General features: G+C 53.5%; 19 protein-coding genes. 2 read left to right on the top strand and 17 right to left on the bottom strand.

Going from position 1 to position 19785, the window contains the following annotated elements; all coding sequences use genetic code 11:
* Window positions 1-9: 9 nt before the first annotated feature.
* The 15 genes from K1558_RS28420 to K1558_RS28350 all read right to left on the bottom strand — a co-directional run bounded on the left by K1558_RS28420 (window position 10) and on the right by K1558_RS28350 (window position 15633).
* Window positions 10-2127, bottom strand: a complete 2118-nt coding sequence (locus tag K1558_RS28420; protein WP_238655351.1) for an NlpC/P60 family protein — start codon at window positions 2125-2127, stop codon at window positions 10-12.
* Window positions 2128-2271: 144 nt separating this feature from the next.
* Window positions 2272-2562, bottom strand: coding sequence for a WXG100 family type VII secretion target (locus K1558_RS28415; protein ID WP_036702412.1), 291 nt, complete (start codon window positions 2560-2562; stop codon window positions 2272-2274).
* 34 nt (window positions 2563-2596) lie between these two features.
* On the bottom strand, window positions 2597-2923 hold the full coding sequence (locus K1558_RS28410) for a WXG100 family type VII secretion target (protein ID WP_238655350.1): 327 nt from the start codon (window positions 2921-2923) through the stop codon (window positions 2597-2599).
* A gap of 37 nt (window positions 2924-2960) precedes the next feature.
* Entirely contained in the window at window positions 2961-6854 is a 3894-nt protein-coding gene (gene essC / locus K1558_RS28405) for a type VII secretion protein EssC (RefSeq protein WP_238655349.1), read from the bottom strand.
* A gap of 11 nt (window positions 6855-6865) precedes the next feature.
* Entirely contained in the window at window positions 6866-7702 is an 837-nt protein-coding gene (locus K1558_RS28400) for a DUF5050 domain-containing protein (protein WP_238655348.1), read from the bottom strand.
* A 4-nt stretch (window positions 7703-7706) separates the two neighbouring features.
* Entirely contained in the window at window positions 7707-7943 is a 237-nt protein-coding gene (locus K1558_RS28395; RefSeq protein WP_238655347.1) for an EsaB/YukD family protein, read from the bottom strand.
* 21 nt (window positions 7944-7964) lie between these two features.
* The gene (locus tag K1558_RS28390) at window positions 7965-8453 is read right to left on the bottom strand and encodes a hypothetical protein (RefSeq protein ID WP_238655346.1); all 489 of its coding nucleotides are present in this window, start codon (window positions 8451-8453) and stop codon (window positions 7965-7967) included.
* Between the two features lie 32 nt (window positions 8454-8485).
* Window positions 8486-8965 (bottom strand): hypothetical protein, encoded by a 480-nt coding sequence (locus tag K1558_RS28385; protein WP_238655345.1) that lies wholly within the window; start codon window positions 8963-8965, stop codon window positions 8486-8488.
* 21 nt (window positions 8966-8986) lie between these two features.
* Entirely contained in the window at window positions 8987-9205 is a 219-nt protein-coding gene (locus K1558_RS28380; protein WP_238655344.1) for a hypothetical protein, read from the bottom strand.
* 25 nt (window positions 9206-9230) lie between these two features.
* Window positions 9231-10112 (bottom strand): hypothetical protein, encoded by an 882-nt coding sequence (locus K1558_RS28375; RefSeq protein ID WP_238655343.1) that lies wholly within the window; start codon window positions 10110-10112, stop codon window positions 9231-9233.
* The gene (locus K1558_RS28370) at window positions 10109-11092 is read right to left on the bottom strand and encodes a hypothetical protein (RefSeq protein WP_238655342.1); all 984 of its coding nucleotides are present in this window, start codon (window positions 11090-11092) and stop codon (window positions 10109-10111) included. The genes K1558_RS28375 and K1558_RS28370 overlap by 4 nt, the downstream gene beginning before the upstream one ends.
* A complete protein-coding gene (locus tag K1558_RS28365) occupies window positions 11070-12536 on the bottom strand; it encodes an ATPase, T2SS/T4P/T4SS family (protein ID WP_238655341.1) in 1467 nt (488 codons plus the stop codon). Before K1558_RS28365 ends, K1558_RS28370 begins: the two co-directional genes overlap by 23 nt.
* Before the next feature lie 14 nt (window positions 12537-12550).
* Entirely contained in the window at window positions 12551-13378 is an 828-nt protein-coding gene (locus K1558_RS28360) for a P-loop NTPase family protein (RefSeq protein ID WP_238655340.1), read from the bottom strand.
* Window positions 13360-14244 (bottom strand): CpaB family protein, encoded by an 885-nt coding sequence (locus tag K1558_RS28355; RefSeq protein WP_238655339.1) that lies wholly within the window; start codon window positions 14242-14244, stop codon window positions 13360-13362. The genes K1558_RS28360 and K1558_RS28355 overlap by 19 nt, the downstream gene beginning before the upstream one ends.
* A complete protein-coding gene (locus tag K1558_RS28350; protein WP_238655338.1) occupies window positions 14245-15633 on the bottom strand; it encodes a CpaE/TadZ family protein in 1389 nt (462 codons plus the stop codon).
* A gap of 152 nt (window positions 15634-15785) precedes the next feature.
* Here K1558_RS28350 and K1558_RS28345 point away from each other — a divergent pair, with 152 nt between their 5' ends.
* Window positions 15786-16205, top strand: coding sequence for a prepilin peptidase (locus K1558_RS28345; RefSeq protein ID WP_238655337.1), 420 nt, complete (start codon window positions 15786-15788; stop codon window positions 16203-16205).
* 272 nt (window positions 16206-16477) lie between these two features.
* On the opposite strand, the gene K1558_RS28340 is transcribed toward K1558_RS28345, so the two are convergent.
* Together K1558_RS28340 and K1558_RS28335 are read right to left on the bottom strand one after the other, a co-directional pair.
* The gene (locus K1558_RS28340) at window positions 16478-17131 is read right to left on the bottom strand and encodes a deoxynucleoside kinase (protein WP_238655336.1); all 654 of its coding nucleotides are present in this window, start codon (window positions 17129-17131) and stop codon (window positions 16478-16480) included.
* The gene (locus K1558_RS28335) at window positions 17128-17751 is read right to left on the bottom strand and encodes a deoxynucleoside kinase (protein ID WP_238655335.1); all 624 of its coding nucleotides are present in this window, start codon (window positions 17749-17751) and stop codon (window positions 17128-17130) included. Before K1558_RS28335 ends, K1558_RS28340 begins: the two co-directional genes overlap by 4 nt.
* A 180-nt stretch (window positions 17752-17931) precedes the next feature.
* Here K1558_RS28335 and K1558_RS28330 point away from each other — a divergent pair, with 180 nt between their 5' ends.
* Entirely contained in the window at window positions 17932-19458 is a 1527-nt protein-coding gene (locus tag K1558_RS28330) for a stalk domain-containing protein (RefSeq protein ID WP_238655334.1), read from the top strand.
* The last annotated feature ends 327 nt before the right edge of the window (window positions 19459-19785 follow it).

Below are 19785 nucleotides of genomic sequence, written 5' to 3'. Positions count from 1 at the left end.
TGAGCTTCTTCAGCGGGTGCTGTACCCTTTGCCCGATTCCGCCTTGCTGTCCGTTTGCCCTTCCGTAACCCCGCCATTTTTGCCATATCCCACGATATAGGTATCTGTAAGCTTATAGGAACGCCGGGCCACCCTGTCTTTCGTATTGCCTTCTATGGTAAATACCGTTTTGGACTTGCTGTCATAGCCTGTGACAATGCCTGTATGGTTCTGCCCGCTGCGGGTAAAAAAGATCACATCTCCGGCCTTCGGCGTATATCCCGAGGAGCGTTTGCTGTAACGGCCTTGCTTGATGTACCATTGTCTCCCCGCTTCAACACTGGCATATTTGGGTACCACACTGCCCAGAATTCCGGCTTCATTAGCGACATAGGAGACGAACATCGCACACCAGGGCTGATAATTCAGCCCATACCATTTGCCGTAAGGCGTATTGTTGTCACCGCTTTTTTTGCCTTTGGGGACATGCTCCTTGAAGCCCTTCGCCAGCTCCTTCTCGGCGGCCGCAAGGAATTTGTCAATGCCAGGGGGATTCCCGGTATTGCCGCTGTTCACACCGCCCTTAGCGTCCGGTGCTTCCGGCTTCGGCTTCGATGGAAGCTGCGGATTCCCGGAGGGAGCCTGAAGCGCTGCGCTTTCTTTATAGGTGTTGTTGCGCCGGGTAGTATATTTGCCCATGACCTCATCTTTTAATGCTGCATGATGAATATTCTTGAGCGTCAGCGGAAGACCCGCCTTACGCACTGCCTCCACCACCCGGTTCGCTCCGCGCGGCGACTGATTCTTAAGATCCGCATAATAGACCAGTGCCTGGGGATCGGTGATGCCTAGCTTTCTCCCGCTATCCAGATAGACCTGAACATCCCTCTGGGCCTGCTCATCCTGCGCGTCCTTCCCTGCCTTGGCCGTCAATAAGACGGCAAGCGCTTCTTTCTCCTTCACGGTCAGCACCCGGGTGTACCACCATTTATCCTGCTTGGCGTATTTGATGAGATCCTTCGCCAGACTGGCAGGCAGATGCTTCTTGAGCTTGGCTTCGTAGTCTCCCTGGGATGGCGTTATGTTCATTTTCTTGAAGGTGAGGAGGATCAGATCCCTGGCCCGTTCGCCATGCCACTGTATTTTCCCGACACTCAAGCCGCCGCCGTCGTCCGGAACCACCGTACCGTAATGGCCTTCATTGCCAAAAATCACGTCCATCGCCAGGTCTGTAAGCTTCGTCTCCGTGAGCGCGTTGCTGCCCGCTCCGGCGGAAGAATCAGCCTGCTTCAGCTCACTGAACAGCTTCTTCCAGGTGTGCGGGCCAACTACACCAGCCACGTCGCCTTTATTGCCCAGGGCATGGTCCGCCTTAAAGGCATTCACCGCCTGCTTCGTCTTGTCGTCGAAACGGCCGTTCACCTTAACCTCATAGCCCAGCTCACGCAGCCGGATTTGCATGATCCGCACCTGCTCAGAGTACTCATGAGGACTATATTTCAGCCCGCCCTGAATGACGCCGAACAAATAGAGCCAGGTCATCTCGCCTACGATCCCGGCATCCTTGCCCGTATTGCCCAGTCCATAGGTCTTCTTAAAAGCGTTAACAGCCTGCTTAGTCTGCTTGCCGAAATAGCCATCTGCTTCAAGCGGATACCCTAATTCAGTCAGACGCTTTTGCAGCAGCAGCACCTCTTTACTGTAGACATCGGGGTTATAGGAGAGCTTGGAGGCAAGGGCTTTGATCCCCTCCGGCAATACCAGCCCTGCCGTTTTGGACGCTGCGGCTGAGCCTTTGTTCTGAGAAATACCGGGTGCACTCTGTTTTTTGACAGATATCCGCTCCAGCTTGATTGTAGACTGCTTCTCCTCACGCTGATACTGATCCGCTGCCCAGATGAGCGCATCCGCTTTCTTGTCCAGCTCACCGGAGAGCGTTCCCGCCAGCAATTTGATTTGCTTAAGCAGATTCTCCACACCATAGGCGGCAGACTGCACATAACCTTCCGTATATCGTTCGCGGGTTCTTGCCGCTGTCTGGCCTGCTGCCTGCTGCATATTGGTGCTGCTCCCGCTGATCTCCCGGCCCATCCGCTTCAAGCCGGCCGACAGCTCAGTCAGCCTTGTACGGTCAACCTTTTGCGCCATTGTTCCGGCCTCCTTCCGCCTGCTTCACTTCTATGTCTGAACCATCACTTTCATGAGGTCTGGTATGCTGAAGTTATGTACGACAAGCATAGCCGCGCCGGAAGCCTATGCTTCCGGCCGCCTATACCTATATTCCGCCTGCTTCTATCTGCGAAGCTGGCTGGCAATATCGCGATCGCTCTGTTCCTTGATCTCTGCTACCTTGTTCAATTGCATACTGATGCCATTCACACACTCGACCAGCTTGTCGAGCGACGGCTTCAACTGATTGAATTCCTCAATGAAGGCCTTAGAGGATTCACCTTGCCACCATGCTTCAGCCGCTTTGATCTCACTATCCAGCTTATTGATGATATCTTTAGCGCTTTGGCCTTTAGCCTTAATGGAACTGGCTACACTTCTGGCCTGTTCTGGGCTGAATACCTGTTTCACCATTGGGTTCACCTCCCTTCGTGGAATCTATGAGCCGCTACTTCTTCCTCGCAGCGGCTGCGGCCAGCGCACGGCGGGCTTCTTCTTCCGCCTTCGCCTTCGCTCTGCGTTCATCATCTGCCCGCTGGACAGCGCCCGCCAGGGCCTGCAGCTGATTCTGCAGCTCGCGCATCTGTCCAAGCAGCCGGGTCACATCCCGGGTAATCTCCTGATACTCGCTGCGGTAGGTATCCCCGGCTCCGCCCTTCCACCAGCTGCTGCTCTGGCTGGTACTGCTGTCATTCTTGCTCTGCTCCCGGCGGATATCCTCCGCCGCGCTGCTTACATGTCCTGACTGCCGGCGGATTTCTTGCGGTGTAGACAACAAGCCCACCTCCTTCATCGCGGATGATACACAGGCGCTAAGTAGCCGTGCGGATACCCGAGTATTTATTCTTCAGAATCAGATAGCCGTCTCCCGGCTCCAGCTCCTTCTCCTTCTCACCGTAAGGCAGCCGGGCGTTGAACAGGTTCTGGTCCTTGAGGCTGCCCAGCTGAAGTCCGCATTGTTCCTCGCGGATCGCCTTCCCGAGTCCGTCCCAGTTCACGGCCAGCTCGGAGGTGTTATCTCCGGCAATAACGGCAACCTTAAGCGTCCGTTCCTGCTTCACTATTCGTTCCAGCAATTCTTTCAAGGCATAGAGATCACCATTCGTGAACTCCGTAAGCCGGTCAATGACGAAGACGATACGCGGCCATGAGGCCAGCAGCTCTGCGGCTGCTCCGCCGCTGCTCTTGACCGCAAGCAGGGAGCGGCGTCTGCCGTCCAGCTCATTCTTGATTTCTTCAACGAAGGCATACATATCATCTATGGCTGCCAGATCCGTTACACCGGGCTGCCCCAGCGCGCTGTAGATGCCCATGCTTCCTGAATCAAGCGCATAGATGGCGGTCTTCCCGGACAGTTTCAGCAGCTGTGCGATCCAGGATACCAGCAATGTGCTTTTACCGGACATAGGATCTCCGGCTACCATTACGATAGGTGTTGTGTCCAGATCCAGAACGGCAGGCTGAAGGTCGCCATCTGCAAGTCCAATCGCCAGCCGCCCTTCCGGCAGGGCACAAGCCTCATTCAGCTTACTGATGTCAATGGAAGCCGGCATTACCGGAATCCGCGGTGCCTCCGCTAACCGACCGGCGTCTGCCTGTTTACGCAGGTGAAGGACCCACTGCTCTACTCCTCCATGCTTCTGCTCCGGCAGGAACGGCAATGCTGTCTGGAACTCCAGCGGAGGCTTACCGCGCACAAGCCCCCGGCCGGCCGCGCGTGATGGTTCCAGGCCTTCCGTGCGGCCGACAATCATTTCATATTCGCTTTTCTCCGTCATCTGCAGGCTGATGGCATTCTTGAAATTGATGGCGAATTTATAGCGCACAAGCGATGCATTGGTAGCCGTAACCACCATATAGATTCCATATTTGGTTCCTTCCCGCGCCAGCACCACCATCTGCTCATCCAGTTCCTCATAGGTCTCCGATAAGGCGAAATAATTGTCAATCACAAGCACCACAGACGCCAGCTTGCCGATCCTTGACCGGTAATCGGCAAAGCCGTCCGCCCCGCTGTCTTCAAAAATCCGCTTGCGTTCATTCATGGTGCGGAACAGGAACTTCGTAAACTGGAGAATCGTCTTCTCCTGCTCCAGCGTCATCACGCCTCCGCAATGAGGCAGCGCTTCAAGCGATTTGAACGAAGAGCCTCCGCAATCCATCAAGTATAGATGTACGTCTTCCGGTGAATACCGGTACGCCGCTGACAAGCATAAGGTTCTCAGCAACACCGTTTTGCCCGTGCCCGGCGCACCGTAAATGAAGAGATTGCCTTCCCCGGCCAAATCAAGCAGCAACGCTTCCTGCCTTTGCCCGCGCGGATCATCTACCAGTCCAACAGGGATACTCAGCGTCTCCTTGACTGGCGGCCAGCCGCCGGTTTCATTCCAGCCCCCGCCGGCCTTGTACAATTCCTCTAAATGTACCGTATCAGGCAGCGGAGGATGCCAGGGTCCGGGGAGCGGGCGAATGTCTGCTCTCTCGGCAGAAGCCGCCAGCCCCCCTACCACGCTCTCCAGCTGGCTTGGCACCTCCATCTCAGGCAGCTTCTCTTCATCCAGCGGATAGATCTGCTCTTGCTTGCCGTTGAGCTGCAGCCGGTAAATGCGTTTGTGCCGGAGATGATGACGTTGTTCGTTGCCGGGATCATACATCGCTCCAGAGTAGGCGGACTGGAACATTTCAAAAATCTCGTCATTGCCTACCTGAATGAACGCACGCCCCGGCTCCTTGATCATGGCCGCATCCGGACGCTTAATGACATCCTTGCTGTCCGCTTCATCCTGGACCTTCAGGCAGATCTTGAATTTGGCATTGCTCCAGATCTGATCATCCACAATCCCGGCCGGCTTCTGCGTAGCCAGGATCAGATGCACTCCCAGGCTTCGGCCTACTCTCGCGGCACTGACCAGCTCCTTCATGAAGTCGGGCTGATCCTGCTTCAGCTCCGCGAATTCATCCGCAATCATGATCAGATGCGGGATCGGAGTCATGCCGCGTTCCAGGCCTCCGTTATGATACAGCTTCTGGTAGCGGTCGATATTGTTGACCCCTTGTTCAGCGAACAGCCGCTGGCGGCGCAGCAGCTCGCTTTTGATGGAGAGCAGCGCCCGGTTCGTCTCATTTCCGCCCAGGTTGGTAATCGTCCCCACCAGATGAGGAAGTCCTTGGAATACGTCGGCCATCCCGCCGCCTTTGTAGTCAATCAGGACAAAAATCAGGTCATGCGGATGATAGTGGATCGCCAGTGAAATAATCAGGCTCTGCAGCAGCTCGCTTTTGCCTGAGCCTGTTGTCCCGGCTACCAGACCATGGGGGCCATGTCCGCTCTCATGCAGATCCAGGCGGAAGGCGGTTCCGCCGGCGCGGACGCCTATCGGGACACTCATTCCCCTGAACGTCTTATTACGGCTCCAAATGGCCGGGAAATTCAATTCCTCTGTCGTACGAACCCCAAGCATATCCAGGAGAGTGACCGAGGCAGGAAGAGCAAACGCTGCACCCGTGGACCGCAGACGCAGAGGAGCCAGCTTACGGGCCGATTGTGCGAGTGACCTCGTATTCACCTGATCAGGCAAGAAGGTCAGCTTGACTCCCGTTATTTTGTCCGCAAGCTCAGCACTTTTGTTGTTCATATGGATCACTACGCGGCTGTTCATCGGCAGATAGGCCTTATTGGCTGCAATGAACATCGCGGATACGCCCAGCCTTGCATTCCCGTTATACAGATAATTGTAGATGGGTTCACTCTCCAGCAGCGCAGGATCTTCAATGATAAAGACATAATGCGGATGCAGGCTGCCGGGAACCGTGCGCAGCTCCCGCTCTCTCAGAATCTCCTGCAATTCACCCAGCACAGGATGAGCCATAGGCCGGCCGCAGAGCAGATAACGGGTGGTGAAATCTTCATTCCACACATGGGGCAGATGCTTCAGCCAGCTCCAATCCTGAACACGTTCTTCCGGCACCAGCAGCACGAGCTTCACATCATCGTATCCATGATGGGTCACCAGTTGCAGGACCATCTGCTGCAGCAGCTGCCGGGTTCGCTCTGTATCCCCCGCGAGGCCGCAGATTTCAGCTTCCATCAGGTTAACCGTAACCGGTGCATCAGGAACCTTGGCGAACTCCAGCGCCAGCCGGTGCGGCTCCATCAGCAGCGGGTCATTCTCCAGCACGACGGCCTGCTTGTTGTATACGACACGCAGGGCGGACGGCACACTGCCTACTCCCAGCCGCAAGGAGAGGAAGTCCTGGTGCACCGGCGTCCGTTCCCACAGCTTGCTGTCATGCTGCTGAAGCCTGTGCAGACAAGCCTCAGGCTCCGGGTTCATCTCGTGCAGCGCCTTGCTCTGCTGGGTCCGGGCCAGTGACAGCTCGGCCCGGACATCGGCAATATATTGCAGATACTTCTGCTCCCGCTCCTTCTTCTGCCGGTTATACTTACGGATCTGTGACGCTGCACCTGTGAATGAGAACAGAAGCGTGGTTACCGTCATGGCAATGGAGAGCATCATATACATAGACTGGGCTGTCAGTGCCAGCAGCACTGTAATTACAAGCATTACGGCTGGCGGCACCAGCAGGGCCATCCAGGCAATCTCCGGTTTGGCATAGGCATGTGGAGGATTCGGAATTTCCAGTTCACCGCCGGGCATATCCGGCAAAAATCTCGGCTGGCGGCTGAATTCGTAAGCTTTGGTCATCGTCATCCCCCTTATCTATATCTGTCTGCCTGAAAGCGGACCGCCTGTCCGCCTGACATTGGCATCGTGTACCAAGACTCTTGATGATTGAAAAACAGTTGCCCGTCTACCTTATGTATGCGGTCTGCACGTTCCCCGTAGATGCGCAGGCTCTCACCCGACTTCAGATCGAGTCTATAAATCGAGCCATCATTGCCCGCATTGCAGCAGTAGATGAACCCCCCTTCGCTGACCATGCTGAGCGGAATCAGGTCCGGGTAGGCTTCACGCTCACCAGACAGCGGATCAAGCAGCGTCAAGACATGTCCGTTCGTCAGATCCGCATACAGAAGCCGCGCTCCGCAAGTTTGCAGATAAGCAGCGCCCCCCTCAATCAGCCGGGTGGAGCGGTTACCATCCATCGGGTAACTGTAAATCCCTTGTGCGCAAGCATAATAGAGCTGTTCTCCCAAGATCGTATAGCACTGTACAGCACTGTCTGTAAGGCGTTCGGGCTTGCGTCCATCCGGCAGGCAGCGGTACAATCTTTCATCCTTTTCATTAATGTAATACAGCCAGCCTGCACGGAGCCTGAGCTCGCGGCAAGCCTCTTGCAGCACCACTTTCAGCTCCTGCGTCCCCGTATCCACTCTAACCAGGACACTGCCACGGCTCTGATCACTGGCGAACAGCATACCGCCCGCTTCATTCATGAACCAGAGGATTCCGGGCAGCCTTTCGGCCCCTCCTTCGTCCCGGTTCAACAGGTAAGTGCCCGGTTCCGGTTCCAGCGTCCCGCAGAGATCCGTAATGTAGAACGCACCCGGAGTCTGTAGCAGAAGTCCGCCGCCTGCAATATTATCATTCATGCTGTCATTCCTCTCCTATCAGCGTCAGCAGCGCACCGTGGCTGACACCCTCTTCCTCAAGTGAACGGGCGCTCTCCAGAATACGGCCCAGCGGCTCTGCCTGCAGCCTGCCTCTCTGCGGCTGCTTCAGCTCCAGCGGCTCCTCCAGCATCTCCAGCAGTTCAGCTACCGGGATCTCCGCGGGCAGCTTCAGATCAGCCTCCACCGTTCCTGCCTTCAATGTGACCATCACATATTCCATCAGCATCGTCTCCTAAGGTCCTTAATTCTTCACAGAGAGTACGGTCATCCGCTCGCCGGTCATGACGAAATCCACATCCTGCCCGGCTTCACGGGCCAGCCGTAAATAACGGGTCTTGAATACATAAGGGACTTCTGCCCGGACATGCACTTCTGTGGTTTCCCGCTCATTCCAGCCCTCAGTCTCATGTCTAAATTCAAAGGTTACCTGTATCGCCTGCTGCTCCCCTGTGAAGGTTAGCTGCCCGCCCTCATTACTGGTCAGTCCGGCTTTCATCGCTGCACCGAACGCTTCAGCGAAATACTCCGCGAAACGTTCTTCATCCACCTCCGCGTCCAGGCCCCGCAGCTTCTCATAGACCAGGCTCCGGTCCTTGGCAGAACGCAGCGCGTTATTAAGCGCCGTACTAAGCACAATCTGCTCGCGTGAAATATTGAACACTTCCGTGAGCGGTGCAATCAGGATGGACAGCATCACAGCGATCAGAATGGACACCGCGAATGTTCTCAAGTCCTTCAGTCCCCGCTTCTCAGCTCAGTGAGTTAATCGAAATAATACTCCAGATCCTTATAGTGCTTCAGACCGACTGAGGTTAGCGAAAAAGACACGGGAATCTCCGTGCGGAGCTCTTCCCCCCATAGCCTGACGCTCAGCGGATAAACTGCGCGTACTGTGACCGTCACGGGCTCGCCCCGCTGGCGGTAGGGCTTCTCCAGCTCGGTAGCATTGGCATAGACCGTCTCGTCATCGTTGCCGACGGCCCTGCCGTTATCTTCATTGACGGCTTCAATCTCGATCTGATCCGGGTGCTCCCTGTAGATCGGGCGTTCCTTCAGGCGCTTCAGCGCATCATCATAATAGGATTGCTTGATGTAGTTATCTCCGGCAGCGACCTGTGACAGGTTGAAGGTCTCGATGACCAGAGTCATGTACCATGGGAAGAAGAACACCAGATTGGTGAACACCATAATGCTGGCTGCCACCACAATCGCGATCAGAAAGGATTTTGCGACTCCCCGCATTGCCGGTGTACCTCCTTCAGCTTACTGTGTGAATTTCTTAATCTGTTCCATGAACATATCCCAAACATCACTGATCCAGTCTCCTAAATTCCGGTTCACAATAGCGATTGCCGCACCTATAATGACGATTGCCGCTACGGTAAGTGCAATCTGCTTCACCCCGATATCCCCGCGTTCCTCTGTCCAAAAGCTCTCTTGACTCTTCTTAGGCTTAGCCGCGTTCTGCGAATTCTTCTCCATATTGTTCAACCTCCGAATGTGAAATTTATTGAAACATTTCCAGTGAACCCTTGACCAGGAACAGATAATAAATAGCAATGTACACGAACAAGATGATAATGAGCACCCATTGGATTCGTGCATTGCTGCGCTCACGCCGCAGCAGCTCCTTCTCCAGCGCTTCCACCCGGAATTGATTGACCTCATTCTTGAGGTACACCATCTGGGAGACATTGTCATACCCTCTAAGGCGGGTCTCCATAATGTCGCAGAACTTGATTACATAACGCATAGGCACCCGTTTCTTAAGCTGCTTCAGCGCATATTCCTCACCGTATTCAATATTGTCCAGCATCACACCCAGCTCTTCAGCCATATCCTGGCCCGCATGGGGCAGGTAATCGCGGATCACATCCGCCAGATAGATATTGATCGATTTGGAGTACTGGTAATAGACCATGCTGTAAAAAGCAGGAAAATCAAGCGAGATATTGCGGTTCTTCTTCTCGATCGTTTCTTCCAGACTCTTAACCGGATAGATCCAGCCCAGCAGAATGAAGATGGCGGTCACACAGCCGAGCAGCCGGTTGGCACTGCCCAGCACAATGGTCAGAAGAATTCCACCCGAGGCATAGAGCAATTGGTTCAATCTAATTTCCTCTGGCCGGACCGCCAGCTCCAGCCGGTCGATCATCTTGCGGAAGCGGATGCGGTCGGCTGTGCCCACCAAGCCTGTCATATATTTCAGGGCAAAGCTCTTTTTGTACAGCGTTACTCTCTGCTTTAGCTGCGCGCTTTTGCGTTCGTTCATGAACCGGCGTGCCCGTTTCTTCTTTCGTCCGCTGACCGGCTTCAGCATGGGCAGGAGAAACAGCTTAATCAGATACAGAATGGAGGTTAAGGCACACACCTTGGCGATAAAGATCATTTACGGTCACTTCCTCCCCCAAGGTTGCCCTGGAGCGCCTGGGTGCGGGCAAAGCTCAGACAGATCACACAGATCATCATGGTGTTAATCAGCTTCCCGGCCTGCGTGTACAGCATGAACCCGCGAAATCCGTCAATGGACAGGGCGTAGATGAAGAACAGCAATACGATGACGGTTTTGAGCAGGAAATCGCGGTTCATTTTACGGAAAATCGTCTCCTTACGCGCATTGATCTCCCTCAGCACCGCATTCTCATCGACAATATCCAGGAAAATGTCGGCCATTCCCTTGCGTTCGTTATACTCAAACACAATCGCCTTCTTCGTAAAATCATCGAACTTAGGACCGAGCTGGCGGTTCAGCAGGGTGATGGCCTGCCTGAAGCTGTATCCGTTGTTCTCGCAGTTATCAATGAACTGCCGGAGATAGACCCGGATGTTAGGGCTGATGTATTCGTCACTCTCCATCACCTTCTTGATCGCGACCAGCACGCCGTCCCGGGCCAGCGGACAGATCAGATCCTCTGCGTCCATAATATCTTCGATATCCTGGGCACGAATAATCTTAGACTGCATCACGAACCAGGTCATCAGCCCGACAAAGATGGAGATCGTTACAACTACCGACAAGGTAACGCTGTTCATGAAGAACACAATGACTACGGCGACCAGCGCAAAAGAAATGCAGAGCAGCGAGGTGAAGCTCTCCAGGGTAACCGGAAGGTTGAAATCCAGAATCAGCCCTTCCACCAGCCGGTTGTATTTCGCGATCGGGTTCTCCTTCCGCTTGACGATACGCTCCCGCTTAATCCGGGCGACGTAACGCTTGGTATTGTATTTACCAAGATGGTCGGCCACCGTGTCCAGCATATCTAAGAAGCGGTGAAGCGAGCCCTCGAAGAAGCGGACCTGGAAGACCGTATTGAACAGCACGAAGGCCGCAGCACCGAGCAGCAGACTAATGAGTAAGTTCACATTCATCGAATGCATAACCCTCCGTTTCGTCCTCAAGGGGCTCCCGGGTGAGGAATTCAAACCGGCTGCGCTTAATGCCGGCCTTGATCATAGACTCCTGGGCGCGCAGCGAGAGCTTGCCCACCCGCTTGTGCCGCCCGATGATTTGGACCACCCTTGTGCCGCCCGCCTCTTCCACCACATCATCGTAGATGAACTTGTAAATCGGATTAATCAGCGGCTTCAAGCCTTCTGATCCCAGAATCTCTGAGATCGACGTGACCTTGCGGGTCCCGTCCGCCAGCTTCTCCTGGTAGATTACGAACCGGACGGCACTGCAAATGTTGCGCAAGGCAAGCTCAGCCGGTTCATTGGACACCATCAGATAGGCAGTCAGGAAGCGGTAGATCGCCTCCTCATCCCCTTCGGCATGGAGCGTGGTGAAGAAGAAATGCCCGGTCTGTGCCGCCCGCAGTGCAGTGGCGAATTCACCCGGGGTCCGCAGCTCGCCCGGCCCGATCCAATGGGGAGACTGCCGCATCGCATTAATCAGCAGATTCTCCATTGTAGCAGGACTGGCATCATCCTCTTCAGGCACGGATTCGTACTGCAGCACATCATTGATGACGGGGCCGAATTCACCGCCATCCCGGCGGTGCAGCCGCATCTCGGACGGATTCTCAATCGTGATGATCCGCGAGAGCGGATGAATCTGCTTCACCAGCACTTCATTCAGCGTCGTTTTACCGCTGCCGGTTGGCCCTACAGTAATCCATGACTGATCTGCTTTGGGAATCAGGGAGAGCAGCCGGAACATATTGACAGAGAAGCTCTGTTCACGAATCATCATGGCCGGAGTGAGACTTTTTTTGCTGAATTTACGGATTACAAAAGCCGGCAGCTCATAAGGCGAGATTTCCGCATGGGTGGCATTCACCCGGTACCCTTCCACCGTCCGGGCATTTACCATCGGAACCTTCGGTGTTAAGCGCATCTTGGACACTCCGATTAACTTCGAGATAATGCGCTCCATATGCTCGCGGTCCGTGAAATGCTGTTCCCAGCGCAGCGTTTTGCCTCCGCTCTCCACGAAGATCTGCTCCGGCCCGTTGGCCCGAATCTCATCAATTTGCGGGTCCTCCATAGCCTCGGTGATCGGACCGTAGTGTGTGATTTCATTTATCAGCGCATTTTTGAGGGACTGCAAGCCGTTATATCCCTCCACGCTGGGCTTCTGGCTATCGACGAACTCCATAATATAGCCCTGGGTCATTTCCCGTTTGCGGACCGGGTCTCTCTCCCGGCGGAAGGCATTCGTTGCCGCCTTGCTAATGTATTTCTGGCATAATTCCAGTGCTTCCTCGAAGCTGATCGTGGTGTATTTATTTTTGAGTGCATCCATATCTTCCTCTTGCGTGCTGTGGTGCGAGAACTTCTGCTGCATTTCACTTACTTTTGCCCGGGTTAGCAAGGCTGAGGCCTCCTTTACTGATTAATAATGGAATCCCGCAAACGGTTCATTTCCTTGATGAATGCCTTATTTTGCAGCGGATGATCTTTCACGTAGAGCTTGCCGTCTTGGGTGTACGCTGCTGCGGCCTTCACGAAGGGCAGCGCTGCTGCGATCTGAAAGCCCATCTGCTTGAACACCTTATAATCCAGCCCGATCTCATGCAGGTTCATCATAATGACACTGGTGAACTTGGCTGTGCTGATGCCGATAGAGGCAGCGAAGTCCAGCAGCTTGGTCATATTGCCCGGAGCCTCGATCCGCTCGGCTGCTGTGAAATATCCGATATGGCAATGCTTCATGGCCCCCGTGCAGAATTCGAGTGGCGGATTATACGGAATATCCAGCAGGACAATATCGAACATTCCCTTGAGTGTGGCTAATACGCGCTCAATATGCGTGAAATCAAATTCAAAATATTCCTCCAGCAGATCGTATGGACTAGGGGAGAGCAGATACAGGCTCTCCTCAGAGGTGGAAGCAATATCCTCGCGTATATCCGCTTTGTCGCTTTTCAGCACCCGGATGAGCCCTTTCCCTCTGGCGGGAGGATCAACACCAAACAGATAGTAGAGGTTCGGATTGAACACTTTAAAATCCACGATACAGGTGTTGAAGCCTTGTTGTGCCAGCAAATAGCCTAAATTGCCGATCAGCATGGCCTGATCTGTCCCTTCACAGGCCGGCAGGAAGCCAATCACACTATAGATTAACGGGCTGTCCCGGAACTCGGCTCCGACCAGCTCCTTGGAGGAAATCTTGCGGAAGATGCTCTCCAGTTTTTTTACTTCTTTTCGATCCATGACTCCACCTCATTTTGCAGTGTGGGCAGCTCATCCATAATGACCGTACTGCCGCTTCTGCTGAGCATCGTAATCAGAAAGCTTTTGCTGTCCAGGCTTTTGTATTTGGCATACTTATTAATCTCCTCACCTGAGCCTTCCAGCAGCAGAGCCTTCGGCTGAATGCTCTTCAGGAAATCGTCGCTGCGCATGACCTCCTGCCGCTTGTCCTCGCTCAGCTTCAGCACTTCCTTGTATACCTCATAGATCGAATGGCTGTTGGCATTGAGCATGTCCTTGATGACAATACTGTCGAACAGAATCTCGGTCTTCGTGACGGAGGACTGTGAAGAGTTGAATACGGCATTTGGATTGCCTCCTGCACCAGAAGCTGCTGCTTCTTCCACATTGTAAGATACACGGATACGGACGCGGTCTCCGGGCATCAGAATGTCTCCGCCGGCCTCAAGGAAATTGTAGGGCAGGGTGAGGACCTCCTGCTTCTCATCCAGCTTATACAGCCATTCATTCTTGACCGGCTTCTCATCCAGCAGCTGATCCTCATACAGCACACTGTTGTCACGAATATAATACTTGGTGAACTTGCCCAGTACGTCAGGGAGCTTGTCCGCCAGCACCATATCGGATGTATACTCTGTGCGGATAATGTTATAGGTCTCCACTTGCTTGTCTGTCAGCACCGTAAAGGCGGGCAGCCCTCCCTTCTGTGTGAGCCGCAGCACCTCTACCGTATCCCGGGCATCCTGGCTGGCATTGGTAATGACTATGTATGAGACGACAATGACGGTCAGACTGAACAGCACTGCACCCATTCGTTTAAGCAGGTTGCGGTTGGGAGCCACATTTTTTACACCTCTGATATCCATCTACCCCGAACCCTCCATCAATCTAAGAAGTATGGTGCCGAACGCCCGCTCGAACTCCGGCCCGCTGTTCACAATCGGGATATCACTTTCGATCTGCTGGTCAAAATCAGGACTGGCAGGCACGTATCCGGCCAGGGCCGGTTCGAACCGGAAGCTGTCACTTAGCCCCGAGCCGAGCAACTCTGCGACCTTCTCCGGGGTAAACAGGTCACCGTGGAAGCGGGAACTGTGATTATAGCGGGTGACAACCACTTTGGTCTTGGCATTCAGATAGGCGGCAGAATCCTTTGTAAACACTAATTCAATATTCCGCAGAGTGCTTAATACTGAATACAGGTTATTAGGCACACACAGCGCGAAGGTATCCATATGAATCAGCGCACTCTCCATCTGACGCATCGCATCCAGCGGGAGATCGAGCACCACAAGGTTGAAGTTATTCCGCAGTGCTGATAACAATCCGGCCAGCTTCCCGCTGGTATAGAATTGCTGGATGGCCCGCTGGTCCTGGAACCCGTAGCTGAGTGTAGTGATCCATAGATTCTCTTGGACAGGAAAAGCATTATTCCTGTATTCCTGCGGCTTCGCCAGCATCCGGATCAGGGAGCTCCCCAGATGCTCATCCTTGCGCGCCTGTTCATCGAAGCCGCTGAAATAGAGGTTAAGCCCTCTGTATTCAGCGTCCATATCTACAAGGATCGTGTTCAGTCCGCGCCTGGCAGCTTCTGCCGCCAGATTGACCGCCGTGCTCGTCAGCCCGCTGCCCCGGTGTCCGGTCACCGCCACGATCCGGCTCATCCCCCGGCTGATGTTCGCCAGCTCCCGGGAGAGCGGATCCGTGGACTGGACCGCTTCTGCATCCTTGCCTTTGGAACGGAACCTGTCCAGAAAAGAACGCTTCCTGCCCTTCTGCTCACCCGGTTCATTCCCGCCGGCTTGCGCGGAACGTATATCATGGTTCTGGCTGCTTGAACCTCTCCCCTTATTCCTGTGACGACCTGTCAGCTGCGCCAGAGCTTGTATCAGCAACGAAACCGGCAGCCGGGGTGTATGATATTCATGAACATTAAGCTGCGGATATTGTCTTGCAAGCGATGACCAAGCTTCTCTCTGACCCGGATCTCTCGTTAATATAATTACCGGAGTGTCTTCCCGGGTCTGGGATAGATGCTCTAACAGAGTATGAACAGACTCCTTGTCAGCAGCCAGCCCGTCCGGCAGCCCTTGGTCTGTAATCACAATAGCTTCCAGTCCGGGAACCGTAAGATTCCGGAAGTAATCTCCGGTCTCCCGGACCCTCAGTCCTCCGTCATTCATTGTTGTCCACGGATCAGCGATATGGGCAGTGATGTACCCGTGAGCCGTACCTGCGAGTATAAGTACCCTCATCCTCAATCCTCTTTCATAGTGAAATTTGCTTGAATGCCGCACAGGCTTTCAGTCTTGACATAGGACGACACCTCATGAGAAAATTCCCCACAAAATGACTAATCGTGCATAGCACAAAACCCAACACAGCACACACGAGGCGGTGTCTCTATATGAAACTCCTATTGTTATCCAGCCTGCTGCTTCTCCTGCTCTTATGCAGTCTCAGTGATATCCGTCAGCGAAGAATTCCCAACCTCCTGGCAGCCTTAATTCTGGGTGCGGGTATTCTTCATATGATCCTGTACGGTTCTCTATTGAATTCCCTGAGCGGTTTGCTTCTCCCCGGCGCCCCCCTTCTTCTTCTGCGCAGGTACTCCGGATCAGTTGGAGCGGGAGATATTAAGCTGATCTCTGCGCTAGGGGTATGGCTGGGAGGACTCCTGAATGTGGCACTGTTCGGTGCGGCTTGTCTGTTATGTGCTCTGGCATTGCTGCTCAAGCGGACAGCGGGGCACAAGATTCCCGGTTCCGTGCCCTTCGCTCCTTTTCTTGCGGTTCCAGTCATTCTGACCGTGTTCATTATGTATTAGCTTGATTTGATTTAGCTTTCTTCAATTGGTAATATTTCCTTCTGTTTTTAATTAATCCAATAGAAGACGATTTGAAACAGGCCCTATTACCCAAATTAAGGTGCAAATGCGAATTATTATACAGACCAATAGATAGCATAATTTTCCTGTGGAAAGCTCATGTTTATGTAGATCCATTGAACTAAACGTTCGTCCTAACGCAAAAGAGCGCTCCACAGTCGCTATCGGCTGTGAAACGCTCTTTTTTTGTAAATACACACTTTATGTCCGTGTTATGCCTGTGCCGCCCGCTGCCCGATCGTCCGCCCTACCTGCTCCAGGATCGCAGACACCGAAGCCGGGTCCTTCACATCGTACTCATCAATGTTCAGCCGCAGCACCGGGCAGGCGCTGAATTCGTTGATCCACTGGGAATAGCGCCCGTGCATATGCTCCCAGTAGGAGACATCGGTCTGAATCTCCATCTCGCGTCCGCGCTCTTGAATCCGGGTCAGGATGGAAGGCAGGCTGCCTTCAATATAGATCAGCACATCCGGGTGCGGGAAGTATGGCGTCATCACCATCGCCTCATAGAGGCTGGTGTAGGTTGCGTAATCTGTCGGAGACATGGTACCTTGGTCGGCGTGCATTTTTGCGAAAATACCAGTGTCTTCATAAATCGAGCGGTCCTGTACGAATCCGCCGCCCAGCTCGAACATCTTCTTCTGCTCCTTGAAGCGTTCCGCGAGGAAGTAGATCTGCAGGTGGAAGCTCCAGCGCTCGAAGTCATGATAGAACTTCTCCAGATAAGGGTTATGGTCCACCTGCTCCAGCGAGGTCTGGAAGCCCAGTCGCTCCGCCAGTGCTGCGGTCAGCGTCGACTTGCCGACACCTACGGTTCCGGCCACCGTGATAATCGCATTGCCAGGGATATTGTAACTGTTCATTGCATAAGCTCCTTTACTTGTTGCGCAATAGCAGCGAAATCCTGCGGGTTCTCCACGAAATCCACCTGATTGCCGTCGATAGTGACAATAATCGTAGACGGTTCGCGGCGGGCCAGTGAGGCCATGGCTTCGTCATAATCTTCAATTAACTGCTGCAGGTACGCGGGCGCGATGACCTCTTCAAATGTACGTGCACGCTTGGCAATCCGGGCCAGCAGCGTATCCAGGTCCGCCCGGATATACAGAATAATGTTCGGCTTGGGGAAATCGTCAGTCAGAATATGATAGATCTCCCGGTATTTGTCCCGTTTCGATCCCTTCAGCGTCCGTTCCCCGAAGATCAGATTCTTATAGATATGATAGTCCGAGATGACGGGCTTTCCTTGATCTATGTACTGCACCGTCGTGTCTTCAAGCTGCTTGAACCGGTTGCAGAGGAAGAACATTTCCAGCTGGAAGCTCCAGTCGTCCATATTCTGATAGAACTTGTCCAGGAACGGATTCTCTTCGACAATTTCTTTGATGACCGGAAGCTTTAGTTCGCTGGCGAGCATGGTGGCGAGAGTGGTTTTGCCGGCCCCGATCGGGCCTTCCACGGCTATAAAGGGTGCATGTTTCATTAACGCTAATTTCCTCCTCAAATACGGACAATTCCAAAAAACAGACTAAATCATTGTACCACAGGAGCGCCGCCAGCAACGGTTAATTTTCAAAGAAACTTTTTGCGTTCAAGCAGCGTCTATAGTGAAGGTGCAATTATATGGAAACTACTAATGATAGGGAAAGTAGAGGATCACATAATGAAAAAAAGAAATGTACTGATGAGCGTTACCCTGAGTCTGACCGCAATCCTAAGCGTTTCGACACCGGCTACCAGCTCTGCTGCCAGTGCCGCGGCTTCCGGTATCTCTTCGTATGGACCCGATTATCTGATTAAGGATGATGGCTCTCTCTGGGTCTGGGGAGAGCAGAAGTCCGTACCTACGCAGGTACAGGGATTACACGATGTGGAATCCGCCTTCCCGCTGTGGAACGGCGGACTGGCAGTGACCAAGGATGGCAGCGTCTCGAAATGGGAGACTGACGCTAAGGGCAGCGAAATCCTGTCTCCCGAAGACATGAAGAATGTCGCCGGAGTCCAAGGGATGTATCCCCGTTATCTGGCCTTCACCGCCACAGGCAGTGTCTATTCTTCTGTCGTCTCATCTGAGCAAAGAACTGCCCCTCCTTTTACCCAGGTGCCGGGACTGGATCAAGTTGCATCTATCTCTCAATATTACGAGAGTAACAAGCTAAACAACAACAAGTATAACAGCTGGGAGCGTTACCTGTTCCTGAAGACAGACGGGACGGTGTGGACGAGCATAGATGAGCTGGCTACTACTAAACCAATCGCCAATCTGAAGGATGTTGTTCAGCTGGAACAGAATTATGCCCTCCGCAAGGATGGCAGCGTCTGGACCTGGCCGGTCCAGAATGAATATGAGCCGGAGACCCAGAGTGACCCTGCCCAGGTGAAGGCTGTTCCTTTTGCCGGCCTGAAGGATATTAAGTCTCTCTACAACAACGGGCGCAGCCGGCTAGCGATTGACGGGCAATCCCGTCTCTGGTTCTGGGGCTCCACCGTTACCGGATATTCGGATGGAACCACGTATCAGGATGAACCCGTTCCGATTGTCTTCTCGGGGATCAGCAAGGTGACCGATGCCTACATCGTTGAACAATCTATTGTGGCACTGACCTCAGACGGCAAGGTCTATGCCGCTTCGATTGCTGCAGAACTTATGTCGCCGAATGCCAAGTTCACCTTGCTCCTGTCCGATGTCCAGTCGATGAAGGGCGCCAGAAGACACATCATCATGCAGAAGAACGATGGCACCCTCTGGGGCTGGGGCGTGAACAAGAATGCCGAGCTCGGCTACGGCACTTATGAGTTCAGCTATAAGGAGCCTGTCCCGATGCAGAAGCCAATCTCTGTTACCTTGAACGGCGAATCTGTTGCCTTCACGAACGGTGTCATTACCCGGGGTGAACAGAACTTCATTCCGCTGCGTTCGCTATTCAGCAAGATGGGTGCGACTGTCGGATATTCTACGGATAAAGTAGCCACCATCACCGGCACCGCTGCTGATGCCTCCCCGCTAACCATTGTGATCAACACCGTGACCGGAGCGACAACCGTTAATGGTAAAAGTGTAACTCTGGCCAATAAGCCGTTTGTCGTTAACGGTTCCGCCTACCTGCCGCTGCGCTTCATCAGCGAACAGCTTGGCGCCAAGGTCGACTGGCTGCCGCAGGAGGGCAGAATTGCGATTAGCATGAAGTGATAGGATGGAAAGAATAATATTCTCCGCTTAGATACAAGCTGAAGCTGACTGGCTATTCTCATCTGTGATGTGAAATAGTCTGTCAGCTTTTTTGCTAGAGCAGATATAGCAGATGTAGAAGGAACCCAGAGTCGAGATGCATCCAATGTTGCACATAATGCAGGATTCCTGGCTGACTCAGGAGTAAAGGCGGGGATTGTTGCACATTTTGCAGGATTTCCCGCAGTTAGCCGAATCAGATCAGATTATTGTTGCAATTTAGAGACAATTTCATAATTCAAAACCCTTGTTATATCTGGTTTTTTTGAGCATAGAAAAAGGAGTACC

This window comes from Paenibacillus piscarius (genome assembly GCF_022234545.1).
GTDB classification, from domain to species: Bacteria; Bacillota; Bacilli; order Paenibacillales; family Paenibacillaceae; genus Paenibacillus_AQ; species Paenibacillus_AQ piscarius.
The sequence above is the reverse complement of the archived record's forward strand: the minus strand, read 5'-3'. Positions and strand labels throughout refer to the sequence as shown.